At 64.0% G+C, this 25,717-nt stretch carries 24 protein-coding genes; 5 read left to right on the forward strand and 19 right to left on the reverse strand.

What is annotated here, in order from left to right:
- Positions 1–17: 17 nt before the first annotated feature.
- Both LB568_RS02385 and LB568_RS02390 read left to right on the forward strand, forming a co-directional pair.
- Positions 18–272, forward strand: coding sequence for a type II toxin-antitoxin system Phd/YefM family antitoxin (locus tag LB568_RS02385; protein WP_224728940.1), 255 nt, complete (start codon positions 18–20; stop codon positions 270–272).
- Positions 269–706, forward strand: a complete 438-nt coding sequence (locus LB568_RS02390) for a type II toxin-antitoxin system PemK/MazF family toxin (RefSeq protein ID WP_224728941.1) — start codon at positions 269–271, stop codon at positions 704–706. Before LB568_RS02385 ends, LB568_RS02390 begins: the two co-directional genes overlap by 4 nt.
- 95 nt (positions 707–801) lie before the next feature.
- Here LB568_RS02390 and LB568_RS02395 read toward each other — a convergent pair whose 3' ends face one another.
- From LB568_RS02395 to LB568_RS02460, 14 genes are all read right to left on the reverse strand, one after another.
- Positions 802–1,197, reverse strand: a complete 396-nt coding sequence (locus LB568_RS02395; protein ID WP_224728942.1) for a hypothetical protein — start codon at positions 1,195–1,197, stop codon at positions 802–804.
- A 45-nt stretch (positions 1,198–1,242) separates the two neighbouring features.
- Positions 1,243–4,203 carry a bifunctional [glutamine synthetase] adenylyltransferase/[glutamine synthetase]-adenylyl-L-tyrosine phosphorylase gene (locus LB568_RS02400; RefSeq protein WP_224728943.1) on the reverse strand — a complete coding sequence of 987 codons (2,961 nt, stop codon included), beginning with the start codon at positions 4,201–4,203 and terminating at the stop codon, positions 1,243–1,245.
- Positions 4,203–5,681: an ATP-binding protein gene (locus LB568_RS02405; protein WP_224728944.1), complete on the reverse strand. Its 1,479-nt coding sequence runs from the start codon at positions 5,679–5,681 to the stop codon at positions 4,203–4,205. Before LB568_RS02405 ends, LB568_RS02400 begins: the two co-directional genes overlap by 1 nt.
- 131 nt (positions 5,682–5,812) lie before the next feature.
- Positions 5,813–6,487: a response regulator transcription factor gene (locus tag LB568_RS02410; protein WP_023764356.1), complete on the reverse strand. Its 675-nt coding sequence runs from the start codon at positions 6,485–6,487 to the stop codon at positions 5,813–5,815.
- A 357-nt stretch (positions 6,488–6,844) separates the two neighbouring features.
- Positions 6,845–8,395, reverse strand: coding sequence for a Do family serine endopeptidase (locus LB568_RS02415; protein ID WP_224728945.1), 1,551 nt, complete (start codon positions 8,393–8,395; stop codon positions 6,845–6,847).
- 165 nt (positions 8,396–8,560) lie between these two features.
- Entirely contained in the window at positions 8,561–9,028 is a 468-nt protein-coding gene (locus LB568_RS02420; protein WP_224728946.1) for a cytochrome c-type biogenesis protein, read from the reverse strand.
- Positions 9,025–11,010, reverse strand: coding sequence for a heme lyase CcmF/NrfE family subunit (locus LB568_RS02425; RefSeq protein ID WP_224728947.1), 1,986 nt, complete (start codon positions 11,008–11,010; stop codon positions 9,025–9,027). Before LB568_RS02425 ends, LB568_RS02420 begins: the two co-directional genes overlap by 4 nt.
- Positions 11,011–11,048: 38 nt before the next feature.
- On the reverse strand, positions 11,049–11,492 hold the full coding sequence (ccmE, locus tag LB568_RS02430) for a cytochrome c maturation protein CcmE (RefSeq protein WP_013896429.1): 444 nt from the start codon (positions 11,490–11,492) through the stop codon (positions 11,049–11,051).
- Positions 11,493–11,495: 3 nt separating this feature from the next.
- Positions 11,496–12,635, reverse strand: a complete 1,140-nt coding sequence (ccmI, locus tag LB568_RS02435) for a c-type cytochrome biogenesis protein CcmI (RefSeq protein ID WP_224728948.1) — start codon at positions 12,633–12,635, stop codon at positions 11,496–11,498.
- A 118-nt stretch (positions 12,636–12,753) separates the two neighbouring features.
- Positions 12,754–13,191 (reverse strand): hypothetical protein, encoded by a 438-nt coding sequence (locus tag LB568_RS02440; RefSeq protein WP_140575803.1) that lies wholly within the window; start codon positions 13,189–13,191, stop codon positions 12,754–12,756.
- A gap of 187 nt (positions 13,192–13,378) precedes the next feature.
- Positions 13,379–14,806, reverse strand: a complete 1,428-nt coding sequence (locus LB568_RS02445; RefSeq protein ID WP_013896432.1) for an ATP-binding protein — start codon at positions 14,804–14,806, stop codon at positions 13,379–13,381.
- Positions 14,790–15,455 (reverse strand): response regulator transcription factor, encoded by a 666-nt coding sequence (locus tag LB568_RS02450; RefSeq protein ID WP_013896433.1) that lies wholly within the window; start codon positions 15,453–15,455, stop codon positions 14,790–14,792. The genes LB568_RS02445 and LB568_RS02450 overlap by 17 nt, the downstream gene beginning before the upstream one ends.
- A 144-nt stretch (positions 15,456–15,599) precedes the next feature.
- Positions 15,600–15,899 carry a hypothetical protein gene (locus tag LB568_RS02455; protein ID WP_023764362.1) on the reverse strand — a complete coding sequence of 100 codons (300 nt, stop codon included), beginning with the start codon at positions 15,897–15,899 and terminating at the stop codon, positions 15,600–15,602.
- A 173-nt stretch (positions 15,900–16,072) separates the two neighbouring features.
- Positions 16,073–16,480 carry a DUF3168 domain-containing protein gene (locus tag LB568_RS02460; protein ID WP_013896435.1) on the reverse strand — a complete coding sequence of 136 codons (408 nt, stop codon included), beginning with the start codon at positions 16,478–16,480 and terminating at the stop codon, positions 16,073–16,075.
- Positions 16,481–17,022: 542 nt separating this feature from the next.
- On the opposite strand from LB568_RS02460, the gene LB568_RS02465 reads away from it, so the two are divergent.
- Positions 17,023–18,090 (forward strand): glycosyltransferase family 2 protein, encoded by a 1,068-nt coding sequence (locus LB568_RS02465; protein ID WP_224728949.1) that lies wholly within the window; start codon positions 17,023–17,025, stop codon positions 18,088–18,090.
- Positions 18,091–18,128: 38 nt separating this feature from the next.
- Here LB568_RS02465 and LB568_RS02470 read toward each other — a convergent pair whose 3' ends face one another.
- The 5 genes from LB568_RS02470 to LB568_RS02490 form a co-directional block, all read right to left on the reverse strand.
- Positions 18,129–18,935 (reverse strand): ABC transporter permease, encoded by an 807-nt coding sequence (locus LB568_RS02470; RefSeq protein WP_140575799.1) that lies wholly within the window; start codon positions 18,933–18,935, stop codon positions 18,129–18,131.
- Positions 18,935–19,768 carry an ABC transporter permease gene (locus LB568_RS02475; RefSeq protein ID WP_023764368.1) on the reverse strand — a complete coding sequence of 278 codons (834 nt, stop codon included), beginning with the start codon at positions 19,766–19,768 and terminating at the stop codon, positions 18,935–18,937. The genes LB568_RS02470 and LB568_RS02475 overlap by 1 nt, the downstream gene beginning before the upstream one ends.
- A gap of 25 nt (positions 19,769–19,793) precedes the next feature.
- A complete protein-coding gene (locus LB568_RS02480; RefSeq protein ID WP_224728950.1) occupies positions 19,794–20,909 on the reverse strand; it encodes an ABC transporter substrate-binding protein in 1,116 nt (371 codons plus the stop codon).
- A gap of 68 nt (positions 20,910–20,977) precedes the next feature.
- Positions 20,978–22,072 carry an ABC transporter ATP-binding protein gene (locus LB568_RS02485; RefSeq protein ID WP_013896441.1) on the reverse strand — a complete coding sequence of 365 codons (1,095 nt, stop codon included), beginning with the start codon at positions 22,070–22,072 and terminating at the stop codon, positions 20,978–20,980.
- Positions 22,073–22,177: 105 nt separating this feature from the next.
- The gene (locus LB568_RS02490) at positions 22,178–23,074 is read right to left on the reverse strand and encodes a LysR substrate-binding domain-containing protein (RefSeq protein WP_013896442.1); all 897 of its coding nucleotides are present in this window, start codon (positions 23,072–23,074) and stop codon (positions 22,178–22,180) included.
- Between the two features lie 75 nt (positions 23,075–23,149).
- On the opposite strand from LB568_RS02490, the gene LB568_RS02495 reads away from it, so the two are divergent.
- Together LB568_RS02495 and LB568_RS02500 are read left to right on the forward strand one after the other, a co-directional pair.
- Positions 23,150–24,751 (forward strand): amidohydrolase, encoded by a 1,602-nt coding sequence (locus LB568_RS02495; protein ID WP_224728951.1) that lies wholly within the window; start codon positions 23,150–23,152, stop codon positions 24,749–24,751.
- Between the two features lie 21 nt (positions 24,752–24,772).
- Positions 24,773–25,705 carry a dimethylarginine dimethylaminohydrolase family protein gene (locus tag LB568_RS02500; RefSeq protein WP_224728952.1) on the forward strand — a complete coding sequence of 311 codons (933 nt, stop codon included), beginning with the start codon at positions 24,773–24,775 and terminating at the stop codon, positions 25,703–25,705.
- Positions 25,706–25,717 lie beyond the last annotated feature (12 nt).

Raw genomic sequence — 25,717 nt, forward strand, 5'->3', positions numbered from 1 at the left:
GAGGATTTGTCGTGCGAGTGACTTCAACGGAATTCCAACAGAATGTCGGACGTTTCCAGGACGCCGCCCAGCGTGCGCCGGTCGCGATCACCAAGAATGGCCGCACCCACACGGTGCTTCTGTCGGCAGCGATGTTCGAGGTTCTGGTCAAGGGACGGGTCGCCCGTCCAATCGAGGAACTGGACGATGAGACGCTGAACGCCATCGCCGAAAGCGCCGTCCCGAACCAATATGCCGGGCTCGACGCAATGCTCAAAGACTGGACACCGTGAGCCTGCCAAAGCCTATACCGGGTTTGGTGATTTGCTATTCATACCTTTGGGCAAAGGAACATGAAACGGGAGCCGAAGAAGGCCGCAAGGGCCGACCCTGCGCAATCGTCGCCGCCCGCCAGGTCGTGGAGGGGCGCGAGGTTGTAACGGTGGTTCCGATCACGCACTCGCCGCCATTTGATTCTGCCGATGCAGTAGAGATACCGGCGACGCTCAAAACTCATCTTGGACTTGATGATGCACCGTCATGGATCGTCGTGACCGAAACCAATGATTTCCTCTGGCCCGGTCCCGATCTCAGGCCGATCCCGCGAAGCAAGCCATCCCGCTTCGACGACGGCATGCTGCCGCCACGTTTCTACGCCTACTTGCGCGACCGGATTTTGGCGGCCCACAAGAGCCGCACCCTCAACCGGATACAGCGAACGGAGTAAACTGCAGGCCGTTTTCGATTTCCGGTCTCTCTGGCGGGTTGCGCCGCCAGAGAGACGCCACCACTCGCGCACATCACTACTGCATGCCACTGTCGTCATCCCACTGACGGTCGCGGCCAAAGTGACCCGAGCATGGCGCAGACCTTCTTCTCACGGCTGGCGATATCGTCGGATGTTAGCGTGCCGTCGCCCTTGCTGTCGTAGCGGGCGATGATGCGCTTGGCCATCCGCTGGAAGCGCGCCTTCTCCAGCGCGTCGGCGAGCTGGGCGACGGTCAGCGTGCCGCCATTGTCGGCAACCAGCTTCTTCAGCCGCGCGTTCATGGCGTCGGAAAACTGGTCGAAGGTGATAGCCCCGCCCGAATCGCCCATCGCCTTGTCGAGGCGCATCATCGTGTCCTCGCGCACTTTTGCGCTGGCGATGTTTTCAGCGTATGCGGTGGCGCCGGCGAGCGCTGCGAAGGCAAGGGCAAGCTTGGTTGACTTTCTCATGGGTCTTCTCCTGTTGCATCGTCACCCCCGATGCGGCCGGCTATTTCATGGTCGCCCGGCACGAAGCAAAAGGTCAAAGTCCCGCCTGACCTTCTGCGATGTCTCCTTGAGATGTGCCTCCAGCACACTGAAATCCGGCAGATCGGTGACCGCCAGAAGCAGATCCGAAAGCCCCGGCGGAACGTCGTCGCGCTCAAAGGCTCCGGTGAGGCACAGCCGCGTCATTTGGGTCAGCGCCAGATAGAGGCCGTAGGCTTCGCAAAGCTCCTGCCTCACCCCGGAATCGGCAAAGCGAGGGGCCAGGCGGGACAGTATCTCGGCCGTACCAGTCACACGCGGCCCGGTCTCGACCTGCCTCGTAATGACTGCCACCTGGGCGATGAATTCGAGATCGATCAGTCCTCCGGGAATAAGCTTGATGTCCCACAGGTCGCGCGGCGGCTTTTCCTTCTCGATCATGGCCCGCATGTCCGAGGCCTCGGCCTTCGCCTTTGCCGCATCGCGCGGCTGGCCCAGCACCGCGGCAACTTCCGCTTCGACTTCAGAGCACAGGCCGGCATCGCCGGCGATGGCACGGGCCCGCGCCAGTGCCATGTGCTCCCAGGTCCAGGCCTCCTGTCGCTGGTACTTCTTGAAGGCGTCGATATGGGTGGCCACCGGTCCCTTGTTGCCGGACGGGCGCAAGCGCAGGTCGAGTTCGTAGAGCACGCCTTCCGCCGTCGGCGCCGATACGGCCGAAATCAGCCGCTGCGTCATGCGGGTGTAATAATGCGAAGGCGCCAGCGGCTTTTCCCCGTCGGAATCCTCGGCGTCCGCATCGTGGTCGTAGAGCAGGATGAGGTCGACATCCGACCCGGCCGTCAATTCGCGGCTGCCAAGCTTGCCCATGCCCAGCAGCGAAACCACGCCGCCGGCAATCATGCCGTGACGCCCTGCGAATTCGGCCATCACCGCCCGTAGCGCGGCCTCGATGGTGAGGTCGGCCAGGTCGGAAAAGGCGCGGCCGGCGCGAGCCGGATCGATCGAACCGGCGAGCAGGCGCACGCCGATCAGGAATTTCTGCTCCGAGGCGAAGATGCGCAAGCGGTCGAGCACGTCCTCGTAGGCCCTGTCGCCTTCGATAAAGGCCGACAGCCGGCCTGAGAGATAGGCACGGTCCGGCAATTCGTTGAGAAGGGCTGGATCAAGCAGGCCGTCGAAGACATGGGGCCGGCGCGTGATGATAGCGGCCAGCCGGGGTGCGGCGCCCATGATCGTGGCCATCAGCTTGAGCAGCGCCGGGTTCGACTGCAACAGGGAGAACAGCTGGATGCCGGCCGGCAGTCCGGCAAGGAATTCATCGAAACGGATCAAGGCTTCGTCCGCCCGCCGTGTCTGGCCGAACGCCTTGAGCAGGGCCGGCGTCAACTCCGTCAGGCGCTCGCGCGCCTCCGCCGACTGGGTGACGCGATAGCGGCCGAAATGCCAGCCACGAATGACACGGCAAATGTCGCTCGGCCGCTGGAAGCCGAGACCATGCAAGGTCTGCAATGTGTCTGGGTCGTCGACGTCGCCGGTGAAGACCAGATTGCCGATGCCCGCCGAAAGCTCGGGTGCCGCTTCAAACAGCGCCGCATAGTGGCGCTCGACCTGTTGCAGCGAGGCACGAAACGCCCCGGCGAAGGTTGCCGCATCGGCAAAGCCCAGCATCCGGGCAATGCGCTCCAGCCCCTCATCGTCTTCAGGCAATGTGTGCGTCTGCTCGTCGGCCACCATCTGGATGGCGTGTTCGACCCGGCGCAGGAACCAGTACTGCCGGGCAAGCGCGTCGCGCGCCTCGGAGGTGATCCAGCCGCGCGCCGCGAGCTGGCCGAGCATCGGTACGGTCTCGCGGCCGCGCAGTTCCGGAAAGCGGCCGCCGGCGATCAGCTGCTGTGTTTGGACGAAGAACTCGATCTCACGGATGCCGCCGCGGCCGAGCTTGACGTTGTGGCCCTTCACGGCGATCTCGCCATGTCCCTTATGGGCGTGGATCTGGCGCTTGATCGAATGCACATCGGCAATCGCGGCGTAGTCCATGTATTTGCGCCAGATATAGGGCTGGAGCTCCTTGAGGAAGGCGGCGCCCGCGGCCAGATCGCCGGCCACCGGACGCGCCTTGATCATGGCGGCACGCTCCCAGTTCTGGCCGCGCGCTTCATAGTAGCGCAGTGCGGCTTCGACCGGGATCGCCAGCGGCGTCGAACCGGGATCGGGGCGCAACCTCAGATCGGTTCGGAAGACATAACCGTGCTCGGTGCGGTCCTGCAAGATGCGCACCAGCCGGCGCGTGAGACGCGAAAACAGTTCGGTGGCGTCGAGGGGATCGACGACGGCAGGGACTTCCGGATCGAAGAACACGACGAGGTCGATGTCGGAAGAGAAATTCAACTCGTGCGCGCCGAGCTTGCCCATGCCGAGCAGGATCCAGCCCGACTGCCGCGACGGGTTGTCGAGGTCCGGCAGCCTGAGCTTGCCCTGGCCATGGGCGTCACGCAGCAGGAAGTAGACCGCCGCACGGGTGCAGGCATCGGCAAGGTCGCTCAGCCGCCGCACCGTCAGCGACGTTTCGGCCTCGCCGGCGAGATCGGCGAGCGCGATCAGGAAATGCGCTTCGGCCTTGCACTGGCGCAACCCCATCATCAGGCCGGATTCCGAGATCGCCTCCGCTAGTGGCGCCTTGTCGATCGCAGCGGTGATCGCTTTCAGACGAGCCTCCACCGGCTGGTCGAAAAGACTGTCCAGGATCCGGGGCCGGCGCCGCGCCGTATCGCGCAGGAATGGCGAGAGGTCGAAGACGGCGGCCAGGAAATCCTGGCCCCTCCCCTTGCCGGCCAGGAACTTGGCCAACCGTGTCAGGCCTTCCTCGCGTGCCGCTGCCTGAATCTCGGCCAGTTCCTGCCGCGCCCGGCTTGCATCAAGGGGAACAAGCGCGACCTCGGGCCTCAGCGGCCAGTCGGTCTTGCTGCGCTTGGCAACGGCCGCCATCAGTGATCCTCGCGTGTGGGGAAACTCATGACCACGGATAGTCCCGGATTGCCGGGCAACAGGTCAAGCCGACCGTAGTGGAAAGTCATGACCGCCTTGGCGAGGCTGAGGCCAAGGCCGGAACCAGGCTGCGAACGGCTCTTCTCCAGCCGCACGAAACGTTCGGTCGCCCGGGCACGATCGGCATCGTCCGGGATGCCCTGGCCGTTGTCGGTGACGGAGAGCCTGATCTCGCCATGCGTGCGCGCGAGCGTCACACGGACCGCTGGCTTGGACGTGGAGTCCGTCGAATACTTGATCGCATTGTCGACGATGTTGGACAGCGCCTGGCCGATCAGCTCGCGGTTGCCGTCGACGATAAAAGCGCCGTTGACCTTGGCTTCCAGCGAGACGCCAGCCTCTTCCGCCACCGGCTCGTAGAGTTCGACCACGTCGCGCACGGCTGCCGCCAGATCGACCCGAGCGGTATGCTCAGACGAATATCCGGCCTCCAGCCGCGAGATCATCAGTATGGCGTTGAAGGTCTTTATCAGTTGGTCGGACTCGGCAATGGTGCCTTCGAGAGCCTGGCGGTAATCGGATGTCGTGTGCTTGCCGGAAAGTATCGCCTCGGCCCGGTTGCGCAGTCGGGTCAGCGGCGTCTTCAAATCATGCGCGATGTTGTCGGAAACCTGCTTCAGGCCTTCGTTGAGCGTTGCGATCCTGGCCAGCATGGCGTTGAGGTTTTCCGAAAGCCGGTCGAACTCGTCTCCGGCGCCGGTCACCGGCAGCCGGCCGGAAAGATCACCGCCCATGATGCGACGGCTCGCTTCCGAAACGCCGTCGATGCGCTTCAGCGCCGCGCGGCCGACAAAGAACCAGATCAGGATGCCGCCCAGGCCCATCATGCCGAGCGCCAGCGTCAGGGCACGGCGGATGACGGCGCGAAAGCGCTCCGGCTCGCCAAGATCGCGGCCGACCAGCATGATCATCTGGTTCGGCAGCCGCAGCACCAGCGCGATGGCGTTGTGGCCCTTCTCGCCCTCGGCCTGCGCCGCGTTCTCGCCGGTTGAAGGTGATGGCGTCTGGTCGGACGTTCCGCTGCGCAGGCGATCAAGCTCGCCTTCGCCGAAGCGCTTGTAGGAGAACGGCTCGGTCGTCCAGCCCTCGGCCTCGATCACGCCCGGCTCCAGGCTCTGCACATTGCCGGTCAGGATCTGGCCGTTGGCATCGGCGATCAGGTAGAGATTGGCGCCAGGCTGGCGCGAGCGCGCCTCGACCACACGGACCAGCACCGGCAGACCACCACGCTGATAGGCACGGGCGAGACCGAGCACTTCGTCGTTGATGGTTTCCTGTGTCTGCGCGGTCAGCATGCGTGCCGACAGCGATGTCATGTAGAAGACGAGCGACACGGCGCAGATCGCGAACAAAAGAAGGTAGAGCGCCGAAAGCCGCGCTGCCGTCGTCCTCATGGTGGCTGGCACGGATAAGGCCATGCCGCCGCCTAGATCAGCATGACGTTTGGTAGAATCGTCATGCTGATCCAGCTCTTTGTTGGAGCATGATCTCTGGACAAACGGAAACCGTTTGTCCGAGAAAACCGGTATCCACTTTTCGGGATCATACTCTAGCCGCTCTTCAGCATATAGCCTGCGCCACGAACCGTATGCAGGATGGGCTTGTCGAAGCCCTTCTCGATCTTGCCGCGCAGCCGCGAGACGTGGACGTCGATGACATTGGTCTGCGGATCGAAATGATAATCCCAGACGTTTTCGAGCAGCATGGTGCGCGTCACCACCTGGCCGGCATGGCGCATCAGATATTCGAGCAGCCGGAATTCGCGCGGCTGCAGGGTGATCTCGCGCGCCGCCCGGCGGACCGAATGCGACAGCCTGTCGAGCTCGAGGTCGCCCACCCGGTAGACGGTTTCGGCCTCCTTGGCGCTGGCCCGGCGATTCAACACCTCGACGCGGGCCAGAAGTTCGGAGAAGGCATAAGGCTTGGTCAGATAATCGTCGCCGCCGGCGCGCAGACCGGTGACCCGGTCGTCGACCTCACCCAACGCCGACAGGATCAGCACGGGCGTGGTGTTGCCCCTCGAGCGAAGGCCGGCAATCACCGACAGGCCGTCACGGCGCGGCATCATCCGGTCGATAACCATCACGTCGTAGTCGCCGGCATCGGCAAGCGCGAAGCCGGTCTCGCCGTCACCAGCGACATGCGCGGTATGACCAGCCTCGTTGAAGGCTTTCTGCAGATAATCCGCGGCCTCGCGATCATCTTCTATGACGAGAATCTTCATAGGCCCGTTATACGCGATTTCGCTGGAAGGTTGAGTAGCAGGCATCTGCATTCTAGCCTTTGCCAAAGCGCATCGCGATCAAGATGATCCCGAGCGTGCGCGATAAAATCTTGTTCCCTGGTGTCTTCATCGTGGACATGCCTGTTTTAGCGCATGTCGCTATACCGCGGTCACGGCATGTCCCCGCACCGGGCCGCAGGGAGCGCTTCTGGACAGCCTGTAAGATGTGCGGCAGCGGGCGATGGGAGGCCCGCTGCCGCTGGAGGAGAGCACGATGACTGACTAACGTACCCGGCTCCATGCTTCCCCATGCGGCGGTTCGGGGGTGTTTGACACCGCCGCATCGGAAAAGTCGTTTCAGCCCTTGGCGACCGGCAAGGCGACAAAGCGGTTGTTGTCGTCACGCGTGATCTGCATCAGCACGGCCTTGCGTCCGGACTTCACCGCTTCGGTCATCGCCTTGGTGACGTCCTCGGTGCCGTTGACTTCGGTCGAGTTGACCGCGGTGATGATGTCGCCCGGCTGGATGCCGCGATCGGCGGCATCACTGTCGGGATCGACGTCGGTCACCACGAGACCCTTGCCGTTTTCGGACTTGGTGACGGTGAGGCCGAGATCGGCAAGCGTGTCAGGCTTTGCCGGAGCGGCGGGCTGCTGCTGCTGGTCGTTCGAGGCCTGCTTGTCGCTGGCGGGCAGCTTGCCGAGATCGACCTTGACCGTCTGGCTCTTGCCATCGCGCCAGACGGTGACGTCGACCGGCTTGCCCGGCGAATAGGCGCCGATCAGGCGGGCGAGTTCCTTTGGCGACGCAACGTCCTTGCCGTCGACCTGGGTGATCACGTCGCCAGCGGTGATGCCGGCCTTCTTGCCGGGTCCGTCGTCCTGGGCGCTGGACACCAAGGCCCCATTGTTGGACTTCAGACCGAGCGATTCGGCGATGTCCGACGTGACCGGCTGGATTTCGACACCGAGCCAGCCGCGCTGCACCGCACCGTTCTTCATCAGGTCGCCAACAACCTGCCTGGCGGTCGAGGCCGGGATGTCGAAGGCGATGCCGACGCTGCCGCCCGAAGGCGAGAAGATCGCCGTGTTGATGCCGACCACCTGACCGTTGAGATTGAAGGTCGGGCCACCCGAATTGCCGCGGTTGACCGAGGCATCGATCTGAAGGAAATCGTCATAGGGGCCAGCGCCGATATCACGGCCGCGCGCCGACACGATGCCGGCGGTGACGGTGCCACCGAGACCGAACGGATTGCCGACGGCCACGACCCAGTCGCCGACGCGAACCTTAGAATCATCGGCGAAATCGACATAGGTGAACTTGCCGCCACCGTCGACCTTGAGCACGGCGAGATCGGTGCGCGGATCGGTGCCGACCAGCTTGGCGTCGAGCTCCTTGCCGTCATTGGTCACAACCGTGAAGGCGGTGCCCTCTTCGACGACGTGATTGTTGGTGACGAGGTAGCCGTCTTCGGAAATGAAGAAGCCGGAACCCTGCGCCACTGGGCGCGGCTGGCCGTTGTTGCGGTCGCGGTGACCGAAGCGACGGTGACCTTCGTCGTTTTGCCCGCCCTGGTCGCCAAAGCCTCGGAATTCCTTGAAGAAGCGGCGCAGCTGCGGATTGTTGGGAAGATTGTCGAGACCGTCCTGATCGTCGGAGCCGTCATCTGCGGTCGGCTGGATCTTGGCCTTGACCTTGACGCTGACCACGGCCGGGGAAACGCGCTCGACGACGTCGGCGAAGCTGGGAACCTGCGGCGCCTCGACACGCACCGCGTCGGCCAGGACGGGGCTGGTTCCGCTGGTCAGCGCGCCAACGCCGATCGCACCGGCAACCGCGACGGATGCGACGGCAGCCAGGAGACGCTTGCGGGTGCGGGAATATGAATTGGGGGCAATATTCATGGGTCTCTGATCCTCTTTTCGAAGGGACACGCCCTGATAGGCGTCCTCAGAAAAGGAGAATTAGAACGGCGCACATTACAACGCCATTTCCGACGCATGAAACTTTGGTAATGTTGGTGGCCGACCTGCCTGTCGGGCGGTCTCACCCTTCACGCCATTTCGCAGTCAGTCCTGGCGCAGGATCGCGTCCAGCGCCGCCTGTTCGTCGGCGGAGAGGGATTTCGTCGCCAGTTGCCGGCGAGAACGGGCGTTGAAGGCGATAAAGATGCCGCCTGCCAGAAGCAGAATGACGGGCGTGCCCCAAAGCAGCGCGTTGCGCAGGTCGAAGCGCGGCTTCAAAAGCACGAACTCGCCATAGCGCGAAACCACATAGTCCATCACCTGCTGGTCGGTATCGCCGGCGACGAGGCGCTGGCGCACCAGGATGCGCAGGTCGCGGGCCAGATCGGCATCGGATTCGTCGATCGACTGGTTCTGGCAGACCATGCAGCGCAGGCCTTCCGACAGCGCCCGGGCTCGCGCCTCCAGCGCCGGATCGGCCAGCATCTCGTCAGGCTTCACCGCTTGCGCCGCACCGGCGAAGAGCAGCGCCAGCAGCAAGACAATCGACGTCAGCGAGAACCTTGTCTTCATGGCAGGCCCGCTGGCGCCACCGCCGTCTTGCGGCGCCGCGAGGGTGCTCCGACCCGCAAGCGCCTGTCCATCAGCGACATGGCAGCGCCCGCCATCATCATCAGGCCACCGCCCCAGATCAGCGTCACCAGCGGCTTCCACCACAAGCGCACCACGACGGAGCCATCCTTGCCTTCGTCACCGAGCGAAATGTAGAGCTGGGAAAGACCAAGGGTTTTGATGCCGGATTCCGTCGTCGTCGTCTGCCGCACCGGAAAGAAGCGCTTGGCCGAGCTGATTTCGCCGATGGGACTGCCGCTGACACCGATCAGCTCGAAGCGGCCGCGATCTTCGCTGTAGTTGGGGCCCTGGGCCGGATAGAGCCCGACGAAACGCAGCGTGTGGCCGGACAATTCCACCGTCTCGCCGGCATGCATCGACAGGATTTTCTCGGTCCCGAAGCAAAGCGTGCCGACAATGCCCAGCGTGGTCAGGCCAAGGCCGAGATGGGCGAAAGCCGTGCCGAAGACCGAGCGCGGCAAGCCAAGCAGGCGCCGGACCATGTTCCCCGTCGTGACATTGCCGAACCCCGCCTTGATGGCGATGTCGGTGAGCGCACCAAGGATCAGCCAGGCGGCAAGTCCGACGCCAACGGCCGCCAATACCGAAGCGCCGTCGATGAACAGGGTGGTGACCAGTGCCGTCAGGAGGGCACCCGCGAATGCCACCATCAGGCGCTGCGCGACGGCGAAGACATCGCCGCGTTTCCAGGCCAGCAGCGGCCCAAAGGGAACCATCACCAGCAGGGGTACCATCAGTGGCGCGAAGGTCAGGTTGAAGAATGGTGCTCCGACCGAAATCTTGTCCGAGGAAAAGGCCTCGACCACCAGCGGATAAAGCGTGCCAACGAGCACGGTGGCGGTCGCCGTCGTCAGGAACAGATTGTTGAGGACGAGCGCGCCTTCGCGCGAAATCGGATGGAACAGGCCGCCGGCCGTCAGCTTCGAGGCGCGCAACGCAAACAGCGACAGCGAGCCGCCGATGAACAGCGTCAATATGCACAGGATGAAGATGCCGCGCGTCGGATCGGTGGCGAAGGCATGGACGGAGGTCAGGACGCCCGAGCGCACCAGGAAGGTGCCGAGCAGCGACAGCGAGAAGGTGAGGATGGCAAGCAGCAGCGTCCAGATCTTCAAGGCCGAACGCTTTTCCATGACGATGGCCGAATGGAGCAGCGCGGTGCCTGCCAGCCACGGCATGAAGGAGGCGTTCTCGACCGGATCCCAGAACCAGAAGCCGCCCCAGCCGAGTTCGTAGTAGGCCCAGTACGATCCCATGGCGATGCCGCCAGTCAGGAACATCCAGGCGACCAGCGTCCATGGCCGCACCCAGCGCGCCCAGGAGGCATCGATACGACCTTCGATGAGGGCCGCGACCGAGAAGGAAAAGCAGATCGAGAAACCGACGTAACCGAGATAGAGCAGCGGCGGGTGAATGGCGAGGCCGAGATCCTGCAGGACCGGGTTGAGATCGCGGCCCTCGATCGGCGCCGGATTGAGCCGGATGAACGGATTGGACGTCGCCAGGATGAACAGGAAGAAGGTAGCGCCGATGGCGCCCTGCACGGCCAGGACATTGGCCCGCAGCGTTGCCGGCAGGTTGGAGCCGAAAGCGGCGACAAGCGCGCCGAAAAAGGTCAGGATCAGCACCCAGAGCAGCATCGAGCCTTCGTGGTTGCCCCAGGTTCCGGTGATCTTGTAGATCAGCGGCTGCAACGAATGCGAGTTTTCCCAGACGCTCGCCACCGAGAAGTCGGAATTCGCATAAGCGCTGGCCAGCGCGACGAAAGACAGTGCCGTCAACGCAAAACCGGTCACCGCGACCGGGCCGCCGACAGCCATCAGGCGCTGGTTGTTCAGGCGCGCGCCAAACAGCGGCACGATCGTCTGCACCAGCGAAAGCGCGAATGCCAGGACCAGGGCGAAATGTCCGGTCTCAACCATGACTGTACCTGTAATTCACCGTTGCTCTCCTGCCAGAGCTATTCACTCTTGCTCTCCTGCCAGACGCCCTTGGCCTTCAGGCCATCGGCCACTTCCTTGGGCATATAGCGCTCGTCGTGCTTGGCCAGCACGCTGTCGGCGACAAAGACGCCGTCCGGGCCGAAGGTGCCCTCGGTGATGACGCCCTGTTCTTCGCGGAAAAGGTCCGGCAGGATGCCGGTGTAAGTGACCTTGACCGACTTGTGTGTATCGGTGACCGAAAAGGCGACGGTCGCGCCCTGCCCGCGCTCGATGGTGCCCTTCTCGACCAGCCCTCCCAGCCTGATGCGCTGTCCCGGCTGGACGCTGGCTGTGGCAAGATCGGCCGGCATGTAGAAATAGGACGCCTTCTGGCCGAGCGCGTAGAAGGTCAGTCCGGTGGCGGCGCCCAGGAAAGCCAGTCCGCCCACGATGACCGACAATCGTTTCTGCTTGCGCGTCATGCTCTACTCCGTCGCCGCCAGGCCGAGCGAGGCGGCAAAGGTGGTGAATTTCTTGGCTTCGTCACTGTCGGCCCCAAAAACGGCAATGGCGCGATGAAGAGCATCGCGCGCCTCATCGGCCTTGCCCAGCACGACGTAGGAACGAACGAGCCGCATCCATCCTTCCGCGTCACGCGGATTTTGCCGCAGTTTGTCGTCGAGACCCGCGACCATGGTGTTGATCATGGCTTCGCGGTCCTGCGGCGACATGGAGGACGCGGCGTCGACATCGGCGGCATCGGGACCTTTCGCGGCCGCGCCGGAAGCGACTTCAGGGTTGCCGGATTTGGCCAATGCTTGCTCGACGGCGCCGCGCCACGGCGAATCCGACGGCAGCGTGGCGAGCATTGCCTGCCAAGAGGCAACCGCTTCCTTGGTTCGCCCCTCCTGCGCCAAGGCCACCGCCACATAGAAACTGGCTTTCGCATTGGCCGGATCGAGTTTCAGCGCCGCCTCGAAGGCATCCTGGGCGTCGGCCGAAACAATGCCGCCCGCCGCACCGGCGATCGCCTCGCCAAGGCCGGCCTGACGGACGGCACTGTCGCCGTCGAGGCGAATGGCGTTGCGGTAGGCGGCGGCCGCGTCGGAAAAGCGCTGCATGCGCAGATAGACCGGGGCCAGCACATCCCACCCCCGGCCATCGGAAGGATTGGCGGCAAGGTGAGCTTCCGCCCGCGCGACCAACTCGTCGACCGAGCTATCGGCCGGGTTCTTGGCCAACCGCTCGCTGAGCGGCTGTGACGGCAGGTCGGGCGAACCGAGCTGGCTGTAAAGCCCCCAGCTGACCAACGGCACCGCCAGCACCGCGACGGTCGCGACAACTCTTGACGTGGCCGACGCCGGCCTGGCCGATGCCTTGCCAGCTGGATCCGCATTGTCGAGGCGCAGGATGCGGCGGGCGATCTCGGCGCGTGCCTCGGCTGCCTCCGCCGGCTGGATCAGGCCCCGTGCGGCGTCGCGGTCAAGCTCGGACAATTGATCGCGATAGACTTCCAGATCGTGGTCGCCGCTCGATGCGGCACCTTTCGAGCCGGCAGCCAACGGCAACAGCACCGCCAGGCTCGCGCCCAGCGTCAGGATTGCGGCTATGACCCAGAACAGCATGGCTCTTCCAATAAAGGCAGAGACTTGCCCTGCCAACATGTCCATCCTGCGACGCTTTGACGGCGGACGCGCCTGACGTCCTTGATCGACGTCAAGCGACCAGTTCCCAACCGGGATATCAGGTCAGCGGCGTCCAGCTGCCGTCGGTGTTGCGGCAAGCGGTTCCGCGGGCGGTGACGCCGGCTCCGCCGGTGAACACTGTCTGCGTGTACTGGCGGCAGTCCTGTGAACCGACGCGATAGGGCTGGGCCGGCACCACCTCGCCATAGCGCGAGGCCTGGTCGCCTTTCCACGTCACCTTCTGGCCGCTTGTCGTATATTCGAGCGCCTTGTATTCGGCCTCGAGCGCGCTGCGCTTCTCCGTTGCGCTGAGGCTGCTGCCGATCGAACCGCCAATCAGGCCACCGCCCATCGCGGATATGATCGAGGTGGTGACCTTGCCGCCCGAAGGAGGCGTCGAGGCCGGTGTCGGCGCGACGGTGGAGCCCTTGCCGCTCAAGGTAGTGCAGCCGGAGACGGCCAGCAATGCGGAAACAAACGCGACGCGAATCTTCATGCCAACAACCGGTTTTCTTGAGTTGGAGCCTGCCATGGATGCGCCTGGGGCCGCGTCATCGGAGAAGTGGGCGTCGCCATAGTATTGATATTTGTCGGAAATTTGGCCATTGCCGGCCGCTCCGGGACCAATCGATATGCCGCCATAACATGTGCCGTCCATCGGTGTCGATTGGCGCTGGGAAACGTCACTGAAGGCTCCGCAACCGCACCACCGCCTTCAATCCGCCCATGCCGGACCGTTCGAGCGCGAGAACGCCTCCATACTCGTTGACGAGGTCGGCGACAATGGCAAGCCCCAGACCTGTGCCCGGTTTCGTCTCGTCCAGGCGTCTTCCGCGCTTCAGCGCGTCGCGCGCTCTGTCCTCGGGAATGCCGGGGCCGTCATCGTCGATGCTGATCTCGAACAGATGATCATCCTTGCCGACCAAGGGTGCGACCGAGACCGACACCGCGCTCCTTGCCCATTTCATCGCATTTTCAAGAAGATTGCCGAGCAGTTCCTCGAGATCCTCGCGCTCGCCGGCAAAAACGATCTCGGATGCCGGCAGCGTCAGCGACAGGCTTGTCTGCGGATTGAGCTTCTGCAAGACCCGCACCATGCGCTGGGCCAGCGGCGCCACCGGTGTACGGTAGACGACGCTGTCGCGCTGCGCCGCGACGCGAGCACGCTGCAGGTAGTGATCGACCTGCTTCTGCATGGAGGCAGCCTGTTCGGCGATCAACTGCCCCTTTGGGCCGCCGAGCGCGCGGCCCTCGTTGAGCAGCACCGCGAGCGGCGTTTTCAGCGAATGGGCGAGATTGCCGACCTGGGTTCGCGACCGCTCGACGATGCGTTTGTTGTTTTCGATCAATGCGTTGGTTTCGTTGGCTAACGGTTCGATCTCGGCTGGAAAGCGGCCGTCGAGCCGCTGCGCGGTGCCCTCGCGCACCATGGCGAGCGCGTTCCTGACCCGGCGCAGCGGCTGCAGGCCAAGCAGGATAGCGATAGCGTTGATGGCGATCATGCCGATGCCGAACAGGCCGAGATAGGTCAGCAGGCGGCGCTGGAAGGTTCCGATTTCCTGTTCGAGTTCGCTCTGGTTGCCCATGACGCGGAAACGCGCGGCACGGTTCTTGGCGTCGAGGACGAATTCGCTCTCGAACACTTCGAGTTGCTCGCCGTCGATACCCTCGGCCGAATAGCTGCGCTGGAAGCTGGCATTGAAAGGCACTTCAGCGACGCTTGGCGACGGGATGGTCCTGGTCATCGAAGAGGAGTGGAGGTCGCCATGCACGCCTTCCGAGGCCGGTTCCACCGACCAGTACCAGCCCGAATTGGGCTCGGAGAAGCGGAGGTCGCCGAGGTCGGGGGCGCCGGTGAGCGCTCCGGTATCGGAAATGCCGATGGAGCCGATCAGATTGAACAGATGCGCCGAAAGCAGGCTGTCGAAGCCGCGTTCGCTGGCCTGACGGTACAGCGTGGTGATCAGGGTGAAGATGACGACCAGGGTCAGGATCGCCCAGACCGTGGAGAAGGCGATGACGCGGAACGTCAGCGAGCGCGGCCACAAACGCAGCGCAAGCGGCGTCCTTGCGATTGGTTTGAGCGGTTCCGAGTTACGCCTCCGGCTCACGCATGCGGTAGCCCATGCCGCGCACGGTTTCGATCATGTCGATGCCCATCTTCTTGCGCAGCCGCCCGACAAAGACCTCGATGGTGTTGGAATCGCGGTCGAAATCCTGGTCGTAGAGATGCTCGACCAGTTCGGTCCGCGAGACCACATCACCCATGTGGTGCATCAGGTAGGCGAGCAGGCGGAATTCGTGCGAGGTCAGCTTCAGTGGCACACCGTCGACATCGGCCTTCGACGCCTTGGTGTCGAGACGCAGCGGCCCGCAGGTGAGTTCGGACGAAGCGTGGCCGGCGGCCCGGCGGATAAGCGCCCTGACCCTGGCAAGCACTTCCTCGATATGGAACGGCTTGGTGACATAGTCGTCGGCGCCGGCATCGATGCCGGAAACCTTGTCGCTCCAGCGGTCGCGCGCCGTCAGGATCAGCACCGGCATCTTGCGGCCGCCGCGGCGCCAGCGCTCGACCACGCTGATGCCGTCCATCTGCGGCAGGCCGATGTCGAGCACGACGGCGTCGTAAGGCTCGGTGTCGCCGAGGAAATGGCCTTCCTCGCCGTCGAAGGCACGGTCGACGACATAGCCGGCATCGACCAGCGCGTCGGCTATCTGGCGGTTGAGATCCTTGTCATCCTCGACGACGAGTACGCGCATGCGGAGATCGATACCTGTTGAAGAGCTTTTTTGGACTGAAGACTTGGTCAGATCGAAGGGTTGGGGTCGGATTGAAGGTTGGGGTCAGATATAGGCCGATTCCGGCGGCCTGGGAAACGAGGCCTCTAAGGTGAAAGGATCCGGTCAGTTCTGCGGCACGACGATCTCGGAACGGCGCGGACGCTGCCCGTCCTTGCCGGGCACCAGCACGACGATGACGCAGACCGGCTGGCCGCCGCGCGTCGACTGCGAGGCCTTGGCCAGCGTTCCGCCATTCTGCTGGGCAACCTGCTGGCCGATCGCATAGCAGTCGGACGCGGCCAGAACGATCGGGCTGGCCTGGTCGGGGGCAATGACCGGCATCGCCACCGCCTGCGACGCAAACAGCCCGGCAGCACATAGCGCCAGTGTCGCGGTTCGGAAATGGGAGCGGAGCGTTTTCATGACCGGCGTTGTAACGCATCGGTGCTGAACGTGAAATGAACGGTGATCGACGCAAAAAACATGTCCGCTACACCCCTGAAAACACAGATGACCAATCGTGATTTCGACGCCCCAACCCGACGAAATCCGGGAAATGGCAGTCTAGACTCCGTTTCGGTCATATTGAAAGCGCGTCAGGCATTTTCCTGCGTCAGGGCGCGAAACCGCAGCAGCCCGTGATGCACCAGGAGCTCCTCATCGTAGCGGGCTTCGGTGAACTCGAGCGACAGCCGCGTCTGGCCGCGAGGACCGATGACCAGCACCGCGTCGTCAAGGCGTGCCTTGATGGCGTCCATGATTGCAAGCGTTTCGGCTTCGCCCTGGGCTTTCGACCAGACGTGCAGCGTGATCAGCTGATCGTCGTTGTTCTCGACGCCCGTATCCCAGTCGAAGGCACTGGTCTGACCGCAGGTCACGTAGGGAAAAGCGGCATTGTCGGCCGCCCGTTCCAGCAGCCCGGCACCGCCCAGCAACGCCGACAGGGATGCGTCGCCCTTCAGTCTCAAAAAAAGTGCCTGCTGCAAATCGCCGGGCGCGGTCATCGTCCTTTTCCTCAAGCCTTGCGCCACCGACATCGGCTTTCGCAAGCCTGTCCGTCTGCATGTTCTGCCAGATATAAACGTTCGCGACGCGAAGACGATGGCGATTCGTCATCAGAATGATGAACGCCGATGATCTCGAAAATACGACCTGCCGATACCCCGTTCGGCCGACGTCGCGCAACCTAACGATGAAATAGCCAAGCGCAAACATCCGCATGCCAGTTTTCAGACAACGGGCTTGTTCCAGCCGCATTTGAAGGCCAGCATCGGCCGTGCCTTCAAGGCGTCCGCTTCGGTCCACCGCGATCGAACGCGACGCCATTTTCGTCGAGCTTGGTCTATGACCGGAGCGTCGATGCTTTGCTAGCCGGCCACACTCTTGACCCGGTCGGCCACCGCGATCCTCGAAGGCGATAGCGGCTTTGCATGAAGTCGCAAAAGAGAGACGTGATCCGTCTCCCGACGGATCGGCGCGAGCTTGAAGAGGAGCCAGCCCACGGGCGGGTTTTGCCAAAATCAACCTAAGACGCGAGGTCGAATGCATGCAGTCCACCGCCCACAAAATCCCGGTATCCATTATTATCCCGAACTACAATTACGCGCATTTCCTTGAACGTAGCATCGACAGCGCCCTGGAGCAGGACCACGACGACGTCGAAGTCATCGTCGTCGACGATGCATCGCAGGACAATTCCACGGCCATCATGGAATCCTACGGCGACAGGATCCTTGCTTGTCCGAGACGAAAGAATGGCGGGCATGCGGCTGCCTTCAATACCGGCTTTGCCGCCAGTTCGGGCAGAATCATCCTCTTCCTCGACGCCGATGATTATCTTTATCCGGGGGCCGTCTCCAGGATCGTCGACACCTGGGACGCGGCAACTGCCCAGGTGCAATCCAGACTGCACATTGTCGATGAGCGGCAACACATCAAGGACGTCTTTCCGCCGCCGGAACTGCCCTTCGACAGCGGTGATGTCGTGCCGAAACTGCTGCACAAGGGGCGCTACCAGACGACCGTGACCAGCGGGCTGGCCTTCGACCGGACGACCCTGGAATCGATCATGCCGATTCCGGAACCGGATTTCCGTCAGGGCGCCGACGGCTATCTTGCGACGCTGGCGCCACTCCATGGCCACGTCCAGTCCATCGATGAATGTGTCGGGGCTTACCGTATCCACGGCGCCAACCATTCGGTTTTCGGTGAAAAGCTCGCCGAGCGGGCGCGCTGGCGGGTGGAGCACGATTTCCACCGCATGGAGGCGCTGTCGGACCAAGCATCGCAGGTAGGCCTGACCGTCGTGCCGGCAGACGTTGTTCGCCATGATCCGGTCCATCTGGAAGAACGGCTGGCGTCACTCTGCGCGGATAGGCACCGGCACCCCGTCGCCGATGATTCCCGGCTGGCGCTCGCGGCGGCGGGGGCTGTCGCCAGCCTCGAAATGTCGGCGTCCCTGCGGCGCCGCGCCGTGCTTGCCGGCTGGTTCCTGTCGGTCGGCATGCTGCCGCGGCAAATGGCCATGGCGGTGCTGTCGTGGAAGCTCGACGCATCGTCCCGGCCGAGATTCCTTACCAGCCTGTCCAGCACAATCCGCCGCGCGATGGGGTAGCCAGCCCGAAGCTCTTGAAGGATGACCACCGACCGTGGTCAAGGCCTGCCGCGCAACCGGACCACGAAGCTGCGCACCGCCAGCACCAGCACAGTGATGATGATCAGGATCACCGAGAGGGCGGCGATGGCTGGATCGATGTTGTCGCGCAGGCCCATCCACATCAGCCTTGGCAGGGTGATGGCGTTGACCGAGGTGATGAACAGCGTGACGCCGATCTCTTCCCAGGACAGCACGAAGGACAGCAGTGCCGCGGTGACGATGCCGAACTTGATGTTTGGCATGATGACGCGGGTGGCGCGCTCCCACACCGAGGCGCCGAGGCCGCGCGCGGCAAGGTCGATGCGCCGGTCGAGCTGGCTGAGCGAGACCAGGATCAGCACCGTGGCGAAAGGCACCGTCATTACCGAATGCGCCATGGCGACGCCAAGCCAGGTATCGTATCCGAAGAAGGAGCTGACGCCGGAGATCGAGGTGAGCAGGAAATAGAGCGTCACCGCCGAGACCACCGGCGGCACCACCATCGGCAGCAGCACGAAGCCGACGAGGGCCGCGGTGAAACGCGGCTGGAACATCCACACGCCGAGGCTGAAGCAGAGCGCCAGCACCGTGGAAATCGCGCTGCTGACGATGCCGATCCTGATCGACAGCAGGATCGACTGAAGCCAGCGCGGATCCTCGATCAGCGAACGATAGTGGCGCAGCGACAGTTCGCCCGACGGCATCGCCAGCATGCGGCTCGGCGTCAGTGACACCGGGATGACGGCGAGCAGCGGCAAAAGCAGGAACAGCGCCACCAGCACGGCCAGGATCAGCGAGACGGGTCCGGGGCGATAGGTCGGCATCAGATCAACTGCTTTGGTCTGACATAACGGAAAAGAAGCGCCATCAGCGCGCCGACGAACAGCACCAGCACGACGCTGATCGCCGCACCCAGCCCCCAATCCGGGCTCTGGAAGATGCGGAGATAGATCAGCTCGGCGATCATCACGCTGCGGCCGCCGCCGAGGATCGCCGGCGTGACGAAGAAGCCAAGCGAGAAGACGAACACGATCATCGCCGAGCCGATGATGCCGGAGCGGGTCATCGGCACGAACACAGTCCAGAAAGTGCGCATGCGGCTGGAGCCGAGCCCGCGTGCCGCCAGCAGCACCCGGTCGTCGAGGCTGCGCATGGCCGAGGCGAGCGGAAAGACGGCGAACGGAATGAGGAAATGCGTCATGCCGACGATGACGCCGAACTCGTTGCGCACCAGGGTCAGCGGTTCGGAGATGAAGCCGATCGCCTGCAGCCAGGTGTTGATCAGACCGCGATTGGACAGCAGCGCCACCCAGCCGAAGGCGCGCGTCAAAACCGAGATCCAGAACGGCACCAGGATGCAGAATTCGGCGACAAGGCGCTGCGCCGGCGTGCCGCGCACCCAGACGACGGTGATGGCGTAGGCGGCGGCAACCGAGACGACCGTGACGATGGCCGCGATGCGCAATGTGCGGATGAACACCGACTGCACCAGATCGTCGGTGAGCAGTGCCTCGTACTGGCCGAGCCCCGGCGTCGGCAGCGTGAAGCTCCACTTCACGACACCGAGGAACGGCCAGGCATAGGCGAGGACAAGAAACAGGAGCAGCGGCGCCATCAACAGCGCCGCGCCCATCCTGTCGGAGAGATATGCTCTCATCTGGACCCGATGATCCCGGCCCTGATCAAGCCGAGATGATCTTGGTGTATTCGTCGAGCGCCGGCCCGTAGTTCTTGGCGTACCAGTCCATGTCGAGCGCGATCTGCTTCTTCATGTTCTCCGGGTCGACCGGGTTGATGCGCTTCTTGTCGGCGGGGATCAGCGCGTCGGCGGCCGGATTGGCCGGGCCCTGCCCCAGCTTGTCGAACATGACGAGCTGCTTTTGCGGATCCTGCGCGCTGGCGATGAACTTCATCGCCGCGTCCTTGCCGCCGGGGTTGTTCTTGAGCACGGCAAGGGCACCGGGCGAGATCAGGCCCTGGTCCCAGATGAACTTGATCTTGCCGCCCGAGTCCTGCTCGATCAGCGAGGCGCGGGTCGACCAGACGATGGCCATCGAGGCCTCGCCGTTGAGCAGCACGCTCTGGCTCTCGGCGCCGCCGCCCCAATAGGCGACGACGTTCTCCTTGAAGGCGGCGATCTTGTCATGCGCGCGCTTGAGGTCGAGCGGGTAGAGCGAGGCCGGCGCGATGCCGTCCGCCAGCAGTGCGGCTTCCCAGCTCGAAACGCCCCATTTGTAGAGCGAGCGCTTGCCGGGGAACTTCTTCACATCGAAGAAGTCGGCCATGCCGGTCGGTGCGTCCTTGCCGTATTTCTCGGAATCATAGGCGATGACGTAGGAGAAGAAATAGGTCGAGGCGGCATACTCCCAGCCGAAGCCCGGCCGCATCTTCTTCTTGTCGACGACGTTGTAGTCGATCGGCTCCAGCGCGCCCTGGGCGCCGAGCGTGATGGCCGAGAACGGATCGACGTCGACGAGGTCCCAGGTCGGGGCGCCGCTCTTGGCCTGCGCGGCGATCGCGCCTTCGGTCGGGCCGGAGCCGTCCATCTTGACGGTGATGCCGGTGTCCTTGGTGAAAGCCTGGCCGTAGGCGGCGTCGTAAGCCGTGATGGCGTCGCCACCCCAGTTCACCAGAACCAGTTCCTTGGCCTGTGCAAAGGCACCGGTCGAACGCAAAAGCATCGGCGTGCCGGCGAGCACGAGTGCTGCCAGCTGCGTGAACTGGCGGCGCGAAATCTCGCCGCGACCTGCCCTGGCGGACAGGGTCTCGATGGCTTGTTTCTTGGTATCGTTTGTCATGTCAGTTCCCCTTTTTTGTCGTTGGTCATTCCCGGAAGCCTGCGTGTCCCATCGGTCCACGCCGGCGGTCATTGTCCTCCTTCCGGAAGGAGGAAACCCTTTTCCGCAGGCCAGGTCAGCCAGACGGAATTGCCTTTGCTCAGCGCCGCGGCCGCGACCTCGTTGGGCACCGAGACGGTCACCCTGGCGCCCTGCCGCGTCGTGAGATCGAGCTTGGTCGCCGCACCCAGATAGGTCGAGGCGGTGGCGGTCGCGGCAATGCCGTTCTCGCCGGCGGCGGCCTCGCCAGCGATCGACATATACTCGGGGCGGATTGCCAGGATTGCATCGCCACGGACTTTCTCGGCCTTGCAATGCATGCTGACCGCGCGATCCTCGCAAACGCCCGTCGAGCCATTGCCGGCGGGCTTGACCCCTTTCAGCGGCAGCATGTTGATCTCCCCGAGGAACTCGGCGACGAAGCGGTTGTCCGGCCGGTCGTAGACCTCGTCCGGCGCGCCGACCTGCAGCAATTTGCCGTGGTTGAAGATGGCGACGCGCGACGACAGCGCCAGCGCCTCGCTCTGGTCGTGGGTGACGAAGACGAAAGTGGTGCCGGTTTCCAGATGCAGGCGCTTCATCTCGGCCTGCATCTGTCCGCGCAGGCTCTTGTCCAGCGCCGAGAACGGCTCGTCGAGCAGGAGCACGCCTGGTTCGAACACCAGTGCGCGAGCCAGCGCCACGCGCTGCTGCTGGCCGCCGGAGAGCTGCGACGGCAGTTTCTTCTCGTGGCCAACCAGGCCGACACGTTCGATCATCTCGCCGACACGACGCTTGATCTCGGAGGCCGATTTCTTGCGGACCTTGAGCGGGAAAGCGATGTTGGCCTCGACGCTCATATGCGGGAACAACGCATAGCCCTGGAACACCATGCCGGCGGCGCGCTGCTCGGCCGGACGGTCGGTGATGTCGGTGCCATCGCTCAGGAGGCGGCCCTCGGTCGGCTGCACGAAGCCGGCGAGGATCATCAGGAAGGTGGTCTTGCCCGAACCGGAGGGGCCAAGCAGGGTCAGGAACTCGCCGCGGCCGATATTGAGCGTCAGATCGTCCAACGCACGGAACGAGCCGAAGCTCTTGCCGATCCCGATTGCCTTGATCTCTGCGGCCCGGCCGGGTTGCTGCATCCTGCCTTCTTCCTCAGTCCCAAGAGGAAATCGTAGGCAGGCCGGCGGCTCACCGCAACCGAATAGTTTTCGCCTGATCGGCAAATTTGATTCATCTATGGTCGGTCAATATGGCCTGACCGGGTTCTCCGAGAGCTTCGATCTCAGCCAGCCCCCGAACGCCTCCAGCACCGGATGGCTGGTTTTTGCGTGCTCGGAGACGAGGTAATAGGAACGCGGCGACTTGATCGCGATGTCGAACGGCCTGACCAGCCGGCCTTCGCTCAAGGCGCGCCGGCTCGTCAGTTCGTCACCCATGGCAATGCCCTGGCCGGCGATCGCCGCCGAGAAGACGAGGTTCATGTCCGAAAAGAAGATGCCGCCCTCGGTGTCGGGGTTTTCCACCTTGGACAGCGCCAGCCAGCGCGCCCAGTCCTCGGTGTCGTCAAGGTGAAGCAGGTTGGCGCGCAGCACGTCCGCGGGCCGAGAAAAGCCGCCGACCTTGTTGAGCAGCGTCGGACTGCAGAGTGGCGTGAACGAGATTTCACAGAGCGGCTCGACGGCTCGGTTCGGCCAGTTGCCGACACCGAAAGCGATGAAGGCATCGGCGTCGGCATTGCTGACGTCGTCGAGCCGCCTGGGGGTCAGGATGCGCAGCGCCACGTCAGGGTACATCTGCCGGAACTCGCCGATATGGGTGCATAAAAACAACGAGGCGAAGCCCGGCGTGCAGGAGACGGCGAACGAGCCGCCGACGCCCGTGCCGGCATCGCGCGTCACCGCATCGCCAAGCACTGTCAGCGCCTTGCGCACGTCGCTGGCATAGCGCTGGCCGCGCGGCGTCAGCGCCACGCCCTTGCCGATGCGCTCAAGCAGGTCGAAGCCGAGATCGCGCTCCAGCAGACGCAGTTGATGGCTTACCGCGCTGCGGGTGAGGTGCAATTCGTCGGCAGCGCGCCAGACGCTGCCATGACGGGCGAAGCTGTCGAGGGCGCGCAGCGCCTGTGTGGAGGGAATTCTCAAGAGGTGAACCGAATTTGCACGAACCGGGAAAACATATCACTTTTTGGCGAGCCGCTTCACTGCTTTCTTTGACGCATGGTCAAACCGGTGACGACATCAGCGCAGGAGACCGCGCTTGCCTGCCTCGACGGCATCCAGCCGTCGCTGTCGCAGTGGACGCGCACCATCTTCGATTTCGGCGAGACCGCATGGCGCGAATACCAGTCGGCCGCCTGGTATGTCGCGCGGCTGAAGCATGAGGGCTTCTCCGTCGAGGAAGGCTCGGGCGGCATGCCGACCGCGTTCTGCGCCCACTGGACGAATGGCGCCGGGCCGACGATCGGCCTCTATGCCGAATATGACGCGGTGCCCGGCAACTGCCAGGACGCGGTGACGGTGAAGCAGCCGCGGCCCGGCCTGGGCTTCGAGGCCGGGGGCCACACCGATCCGCATTCAGGGCTCGGCATGGCGAGCCTCGGCGGCCTGCTTGCGGTCAAGGCGGCCATGCAGCGGCATGGCATCGCGGGCACGTTGCGCTTCACCGGCGAACCTGCAGAAAAGGTGCGCGGCTCGAAGCCGATCCACGCGGCCAAGGGCTATTATGATGGCCTTGCCGGCATGATTTCGTTCCATCCCTTCTACATGCTGCCGCTCTGCAACACGGCGCGCTGGGACACGCATTGCGGTGCGGCCTATTCGATGATCTACCGCTTCGTCTGCGACGAACCCGAAAATTGGGTTCGCGCAGGCGATGGTGCACCGATCCCGCAGGCGCATTCGGCGGTGCGGGCGCCCGGCGCCAACGACGCGCTGATGACGATGTACATGACATCCAAGGCGCTGCGCGATTCCATGCTGCCGCACCAGGGCGGCTGGTCGATCAGCGAGGCGATCCTGACCGCCGGCCAGGCCACCGCCGACAATCTGCCGGCGGGGCTGGCCGAGATCCAGTACATGATCCGCGTGCCTACGCTTCGCATGGCCGAACAGGTCACTGCCGTGCTCGATCGCAATGCCACGGCCGCCGCCGCGATCAGCGGCTGTCGATTCGAGCGTCACTGGGTATCGAAATCGCGGCCGGGGCTTGCCAACCACGCCATGGCCGAGATCGCCTATGCGGCGCTGTCGACGGTCGGGCCACCGCCCTGGGACGAAGCCGCCAAGGCGGTCGGGCGCGAAATCCAGGTCAATGCCGGGGGTACCGCGACCGAGAACCCGTTCATCGACGAGCTGGAACGACTGATCGACCCCAGGCAGGCCGAGGAAATCCTGCGCCGTGACCTGCCGCCGTCGCAGCTGAATTCGACCTCCGACGACTACACCGACATGAGCTGGCATGCGCCGACGGCGAGGTTCTATGTCGCCCGTCCGGCGTTGCGTTCGGCAAGCGGCCAGCCCTACCCGGCCTGGGTGATGAACGCGCTTGGCGGCATTGCCGCGACGATCGATCCGATGGTCATCTGTGCGGCCAAGACGGTCGCGCTGGCGGCGCTGCGCTTGCTGGAGGACAAAACCGCCCGCGATGCGGCGATGGACGAGTTCGTCACCCGCACCGGCGGCGGCATCGGCGGTACGAACTGGATCGCGCCGCTCTGCGACTACGACCCGCCGATCCATTTCCGCTGGCCCGAATATGTCACCACCGCGCGCGGCCGCGACTGGTGGATACCGAGCGGTCAACCCAACCAAACCGCATGATCAAAGCACGAGGAGAACCCCATGACAGTCCATGATCGCATCGTCGCCGAACCGTTCTCGCTGCAGCGCCGCAACCCGGCCGGCGGCACCAAGCCGCTGACCGTCTGGGGCTTCGCCAACGAAACCGATGTCTTGACCGACGTCCTGCTCGGCTCGCCCAATTTCCTGCGCCATCTGTCGACCAGTTCGCTGTCGCGCAAGCATCTGCGCGAGGCGCCCTGCAACGTCCAGATCGCGCAGGCGCAGCACAAGGACCTGGTCGCCGCCTATGAGCATTTCGGCGTCAACATCCATTGGCACGAGCCGACGCCGGAACTGCCGATGCAGGTCTATTCGCGCGATTCCAGCGTGATGACGCCTTATGGCGCCATCATCACCGCCATGGCCAACTGGTGGCGGCGCGGCGAGAACTACGCCGCCATCCGCACCTACGAGAAACTCGGCATCCCGATCTACGACATGGTCACGGCGGGCACGTTCGAGGGCGGCGACTTCAACGTCATCGAGGACGGCGTGGTGCTGATCGGCTGCGGCGCCGCCCGCACGCAGGAGGAAGGCGCGCGCCAGGTGCAGGCCTGGTTCGAAAAGGAAGGCTGGGAGACACGCATCGCCTTCATCGACGAGTATTATGTCCATATCGACCTGATGGTGGTGCCTATCGCCGAGAAGCTCACTGCCGTCTGCCTCGCCTGCACCGAGCCCGGCATCGTCGACTGGCTGAAAGGCAAGGGCCACGAGATCATCGACGTGCCGTTCCAGGACACGATGGCACTCGGCTGCAACTTCATGTCGCTCGGCAAGGACCGGGTCATCGCGCCGACCTCCAGCCAAACGCTGATCGGGCAGCTCAAGGCGCGCGGTTTCGAGGTCGCGGCTGTCGACATGAGCGAGATCTCCAAGACCGGCGGCGGCATCCACTGCATGGCGCAGGCGCTGAAACGCGAAGCGGCCTGAGACCGCGCGCTC

It is taken from the genome of Mesorhizobium sp. B263B2A (genome assembly GCF_020165775.1).
GTDB classification, from domain to species: Bacteria; Pseudomonadota; Alphaproteobacteria; order Rhizobiales; family Rhizobiaceae; genus Mesorhizobium; species Mesorhizobium opportunistum.

Excerpts from the sequence above, each read along its gene's own strand:
- LB568_RS02395 (WP_224728942.1), bottom strand. The coding sequence starts at position 1,197 with ATGAGAAAGTCAACCAAGCTTGCCCTTGCCTTCGCAGCGCTCGCCGGC.
- LB568_RS02400 (WP_224728943.1), bottom strand. The coding sequence starts at position 4,203 with ATGGCGGCCGTTGCCAAGCGCAGCAAGACCGACTGGCCGCTGAGGCCC.
- LB568_RS02405 (WP_224728944.1), bottom strand. The coding sequence starts at position 5,681 with ATGGCCTTATCCGTGCCAGCCACCATGAGGACGACGGCAGCGCGGCTT.
- LB568_RS02410 (WP_023764356.1), bottom strand. The coding sequence starts at position 6,487 with ATGAAGATTCTCGTCATAGAAGATGATCGCGAGGCCGCGGATTATCTG.
- LB568_RS02415 (WP_224728945.1), bottom strand. The coding sequence starts at position 8,395 with ATGAATATTGCCCCCAATTCATATTCCCGCACCCGCAAGCGTCTCCTG.
- LB568_RS02420 (WP_224728946.1), bottom strand. The coding sequence starts at position 9,028 with ATGAAGACAAGGTTCTCGCTGACGTCGATTGTCTTGCTGCTGGCGCTG.
- LB568_RS02425 (WP_224728947.1), bottom strand. The coding sequence starts at position 11,010 with ATGGTTGAGACCGGACATTTCGCCCTGGTCCTGGCATTCGCGCTTTCG.
- ccmE (WP_013896429.1), bottom strand. The coding sequence starts at position 11,492 with ATGACGCGCAAGCAGAAACGATTGTCGGTCATCGTGGGCGGACTGGCT.
- ccmI (WP_224728948.1), bottom strand. The coding sequence starts at position 12,635 with ATGCTGTTCTGGGTCATAGCCGCAATCCTGACGCTGGGCGCGAGCCTG.
- LB568_RS02440 (WP_140575803.1), bottom strand. The coding sequence starts at position 13,191 with ATGAAGATTCGCGTCGCGTTTGTTTCCGCATTGCTGGCCGTCTCCGGC.
- LB568_RS02450 (WP_013896433.1), bottom strand. The coding sequence starts at position 15,455 with ATGCGCGTACTCGTCGTCGAGGATGACAAGGATCTCAACCGCCAGATA.
- LB568_RS02455 (WP_023764362.1), bottom strand. The coding sequence starts at position 15,899 with ATGAAAACGCTCCGCTCCCATTTCCGAACCGCGACACTGGCGCTATGT.
- LB568_RS02460 (WP_013896435.1), bottom strand. The coding sequence starts at position 16,480 with ATGACCGCGCCCGGCGATTTGCAGCAGGCACTTTTTTTGAGACTGAAG.
- LB568_RS02465 (WP_224728949.1), top strand. The coding sequence starts at position 17,023 with ATGCAGTCCACCGCCCACAAAATCCCGGTATCCATTATTATCCCGAAC.
- LB568_RS02470 (WP_140575799.1), bottom strand. The coding sequence starts at position 18,935 with ATGCCGACCTATCGCCCCGGACCCGTCTCGCTGATCCTGGCCGTGCTG.
- LB568_RS02475 (WP_023764368.1), bottom strand. The coding sequence starts at position 19,768 with ATGAGAGCATATCTCTCCGACAGGATGGGCGCGGCGCTGTTGATGGCG.
- LB568_RS02480 (WP_224728950.1), bottom strand. The coding sequence starts at position 20,909 with ATGACAAACGATACCAAGAAACAAGCCATCGAGACCCTGTCCGCCAGG.
- LB568_RS02485 (WP_013896441.1), bottom strand. The coding sequence starts at position 22,072 with ATGCAGCAACCCGGCCGGGCCGCAGAGATCAAGGCAATCGGGATCGGC.
- LB568_RS02495 (WP_224728951.1), top strand. The coding sequence starts at position 23,150 with ATGGTCAAACCGGTGACGACATCAGCGCAGGAGACCGCGCTTGCCTGC.
- LB568_RS02500 (WP_224728952.1), top strand. The coding sequence starts at position 24,773 with ATGACAGTCCATGATCGCATCGTCGCCGAACCGTTCTCGCTGCAGCGC.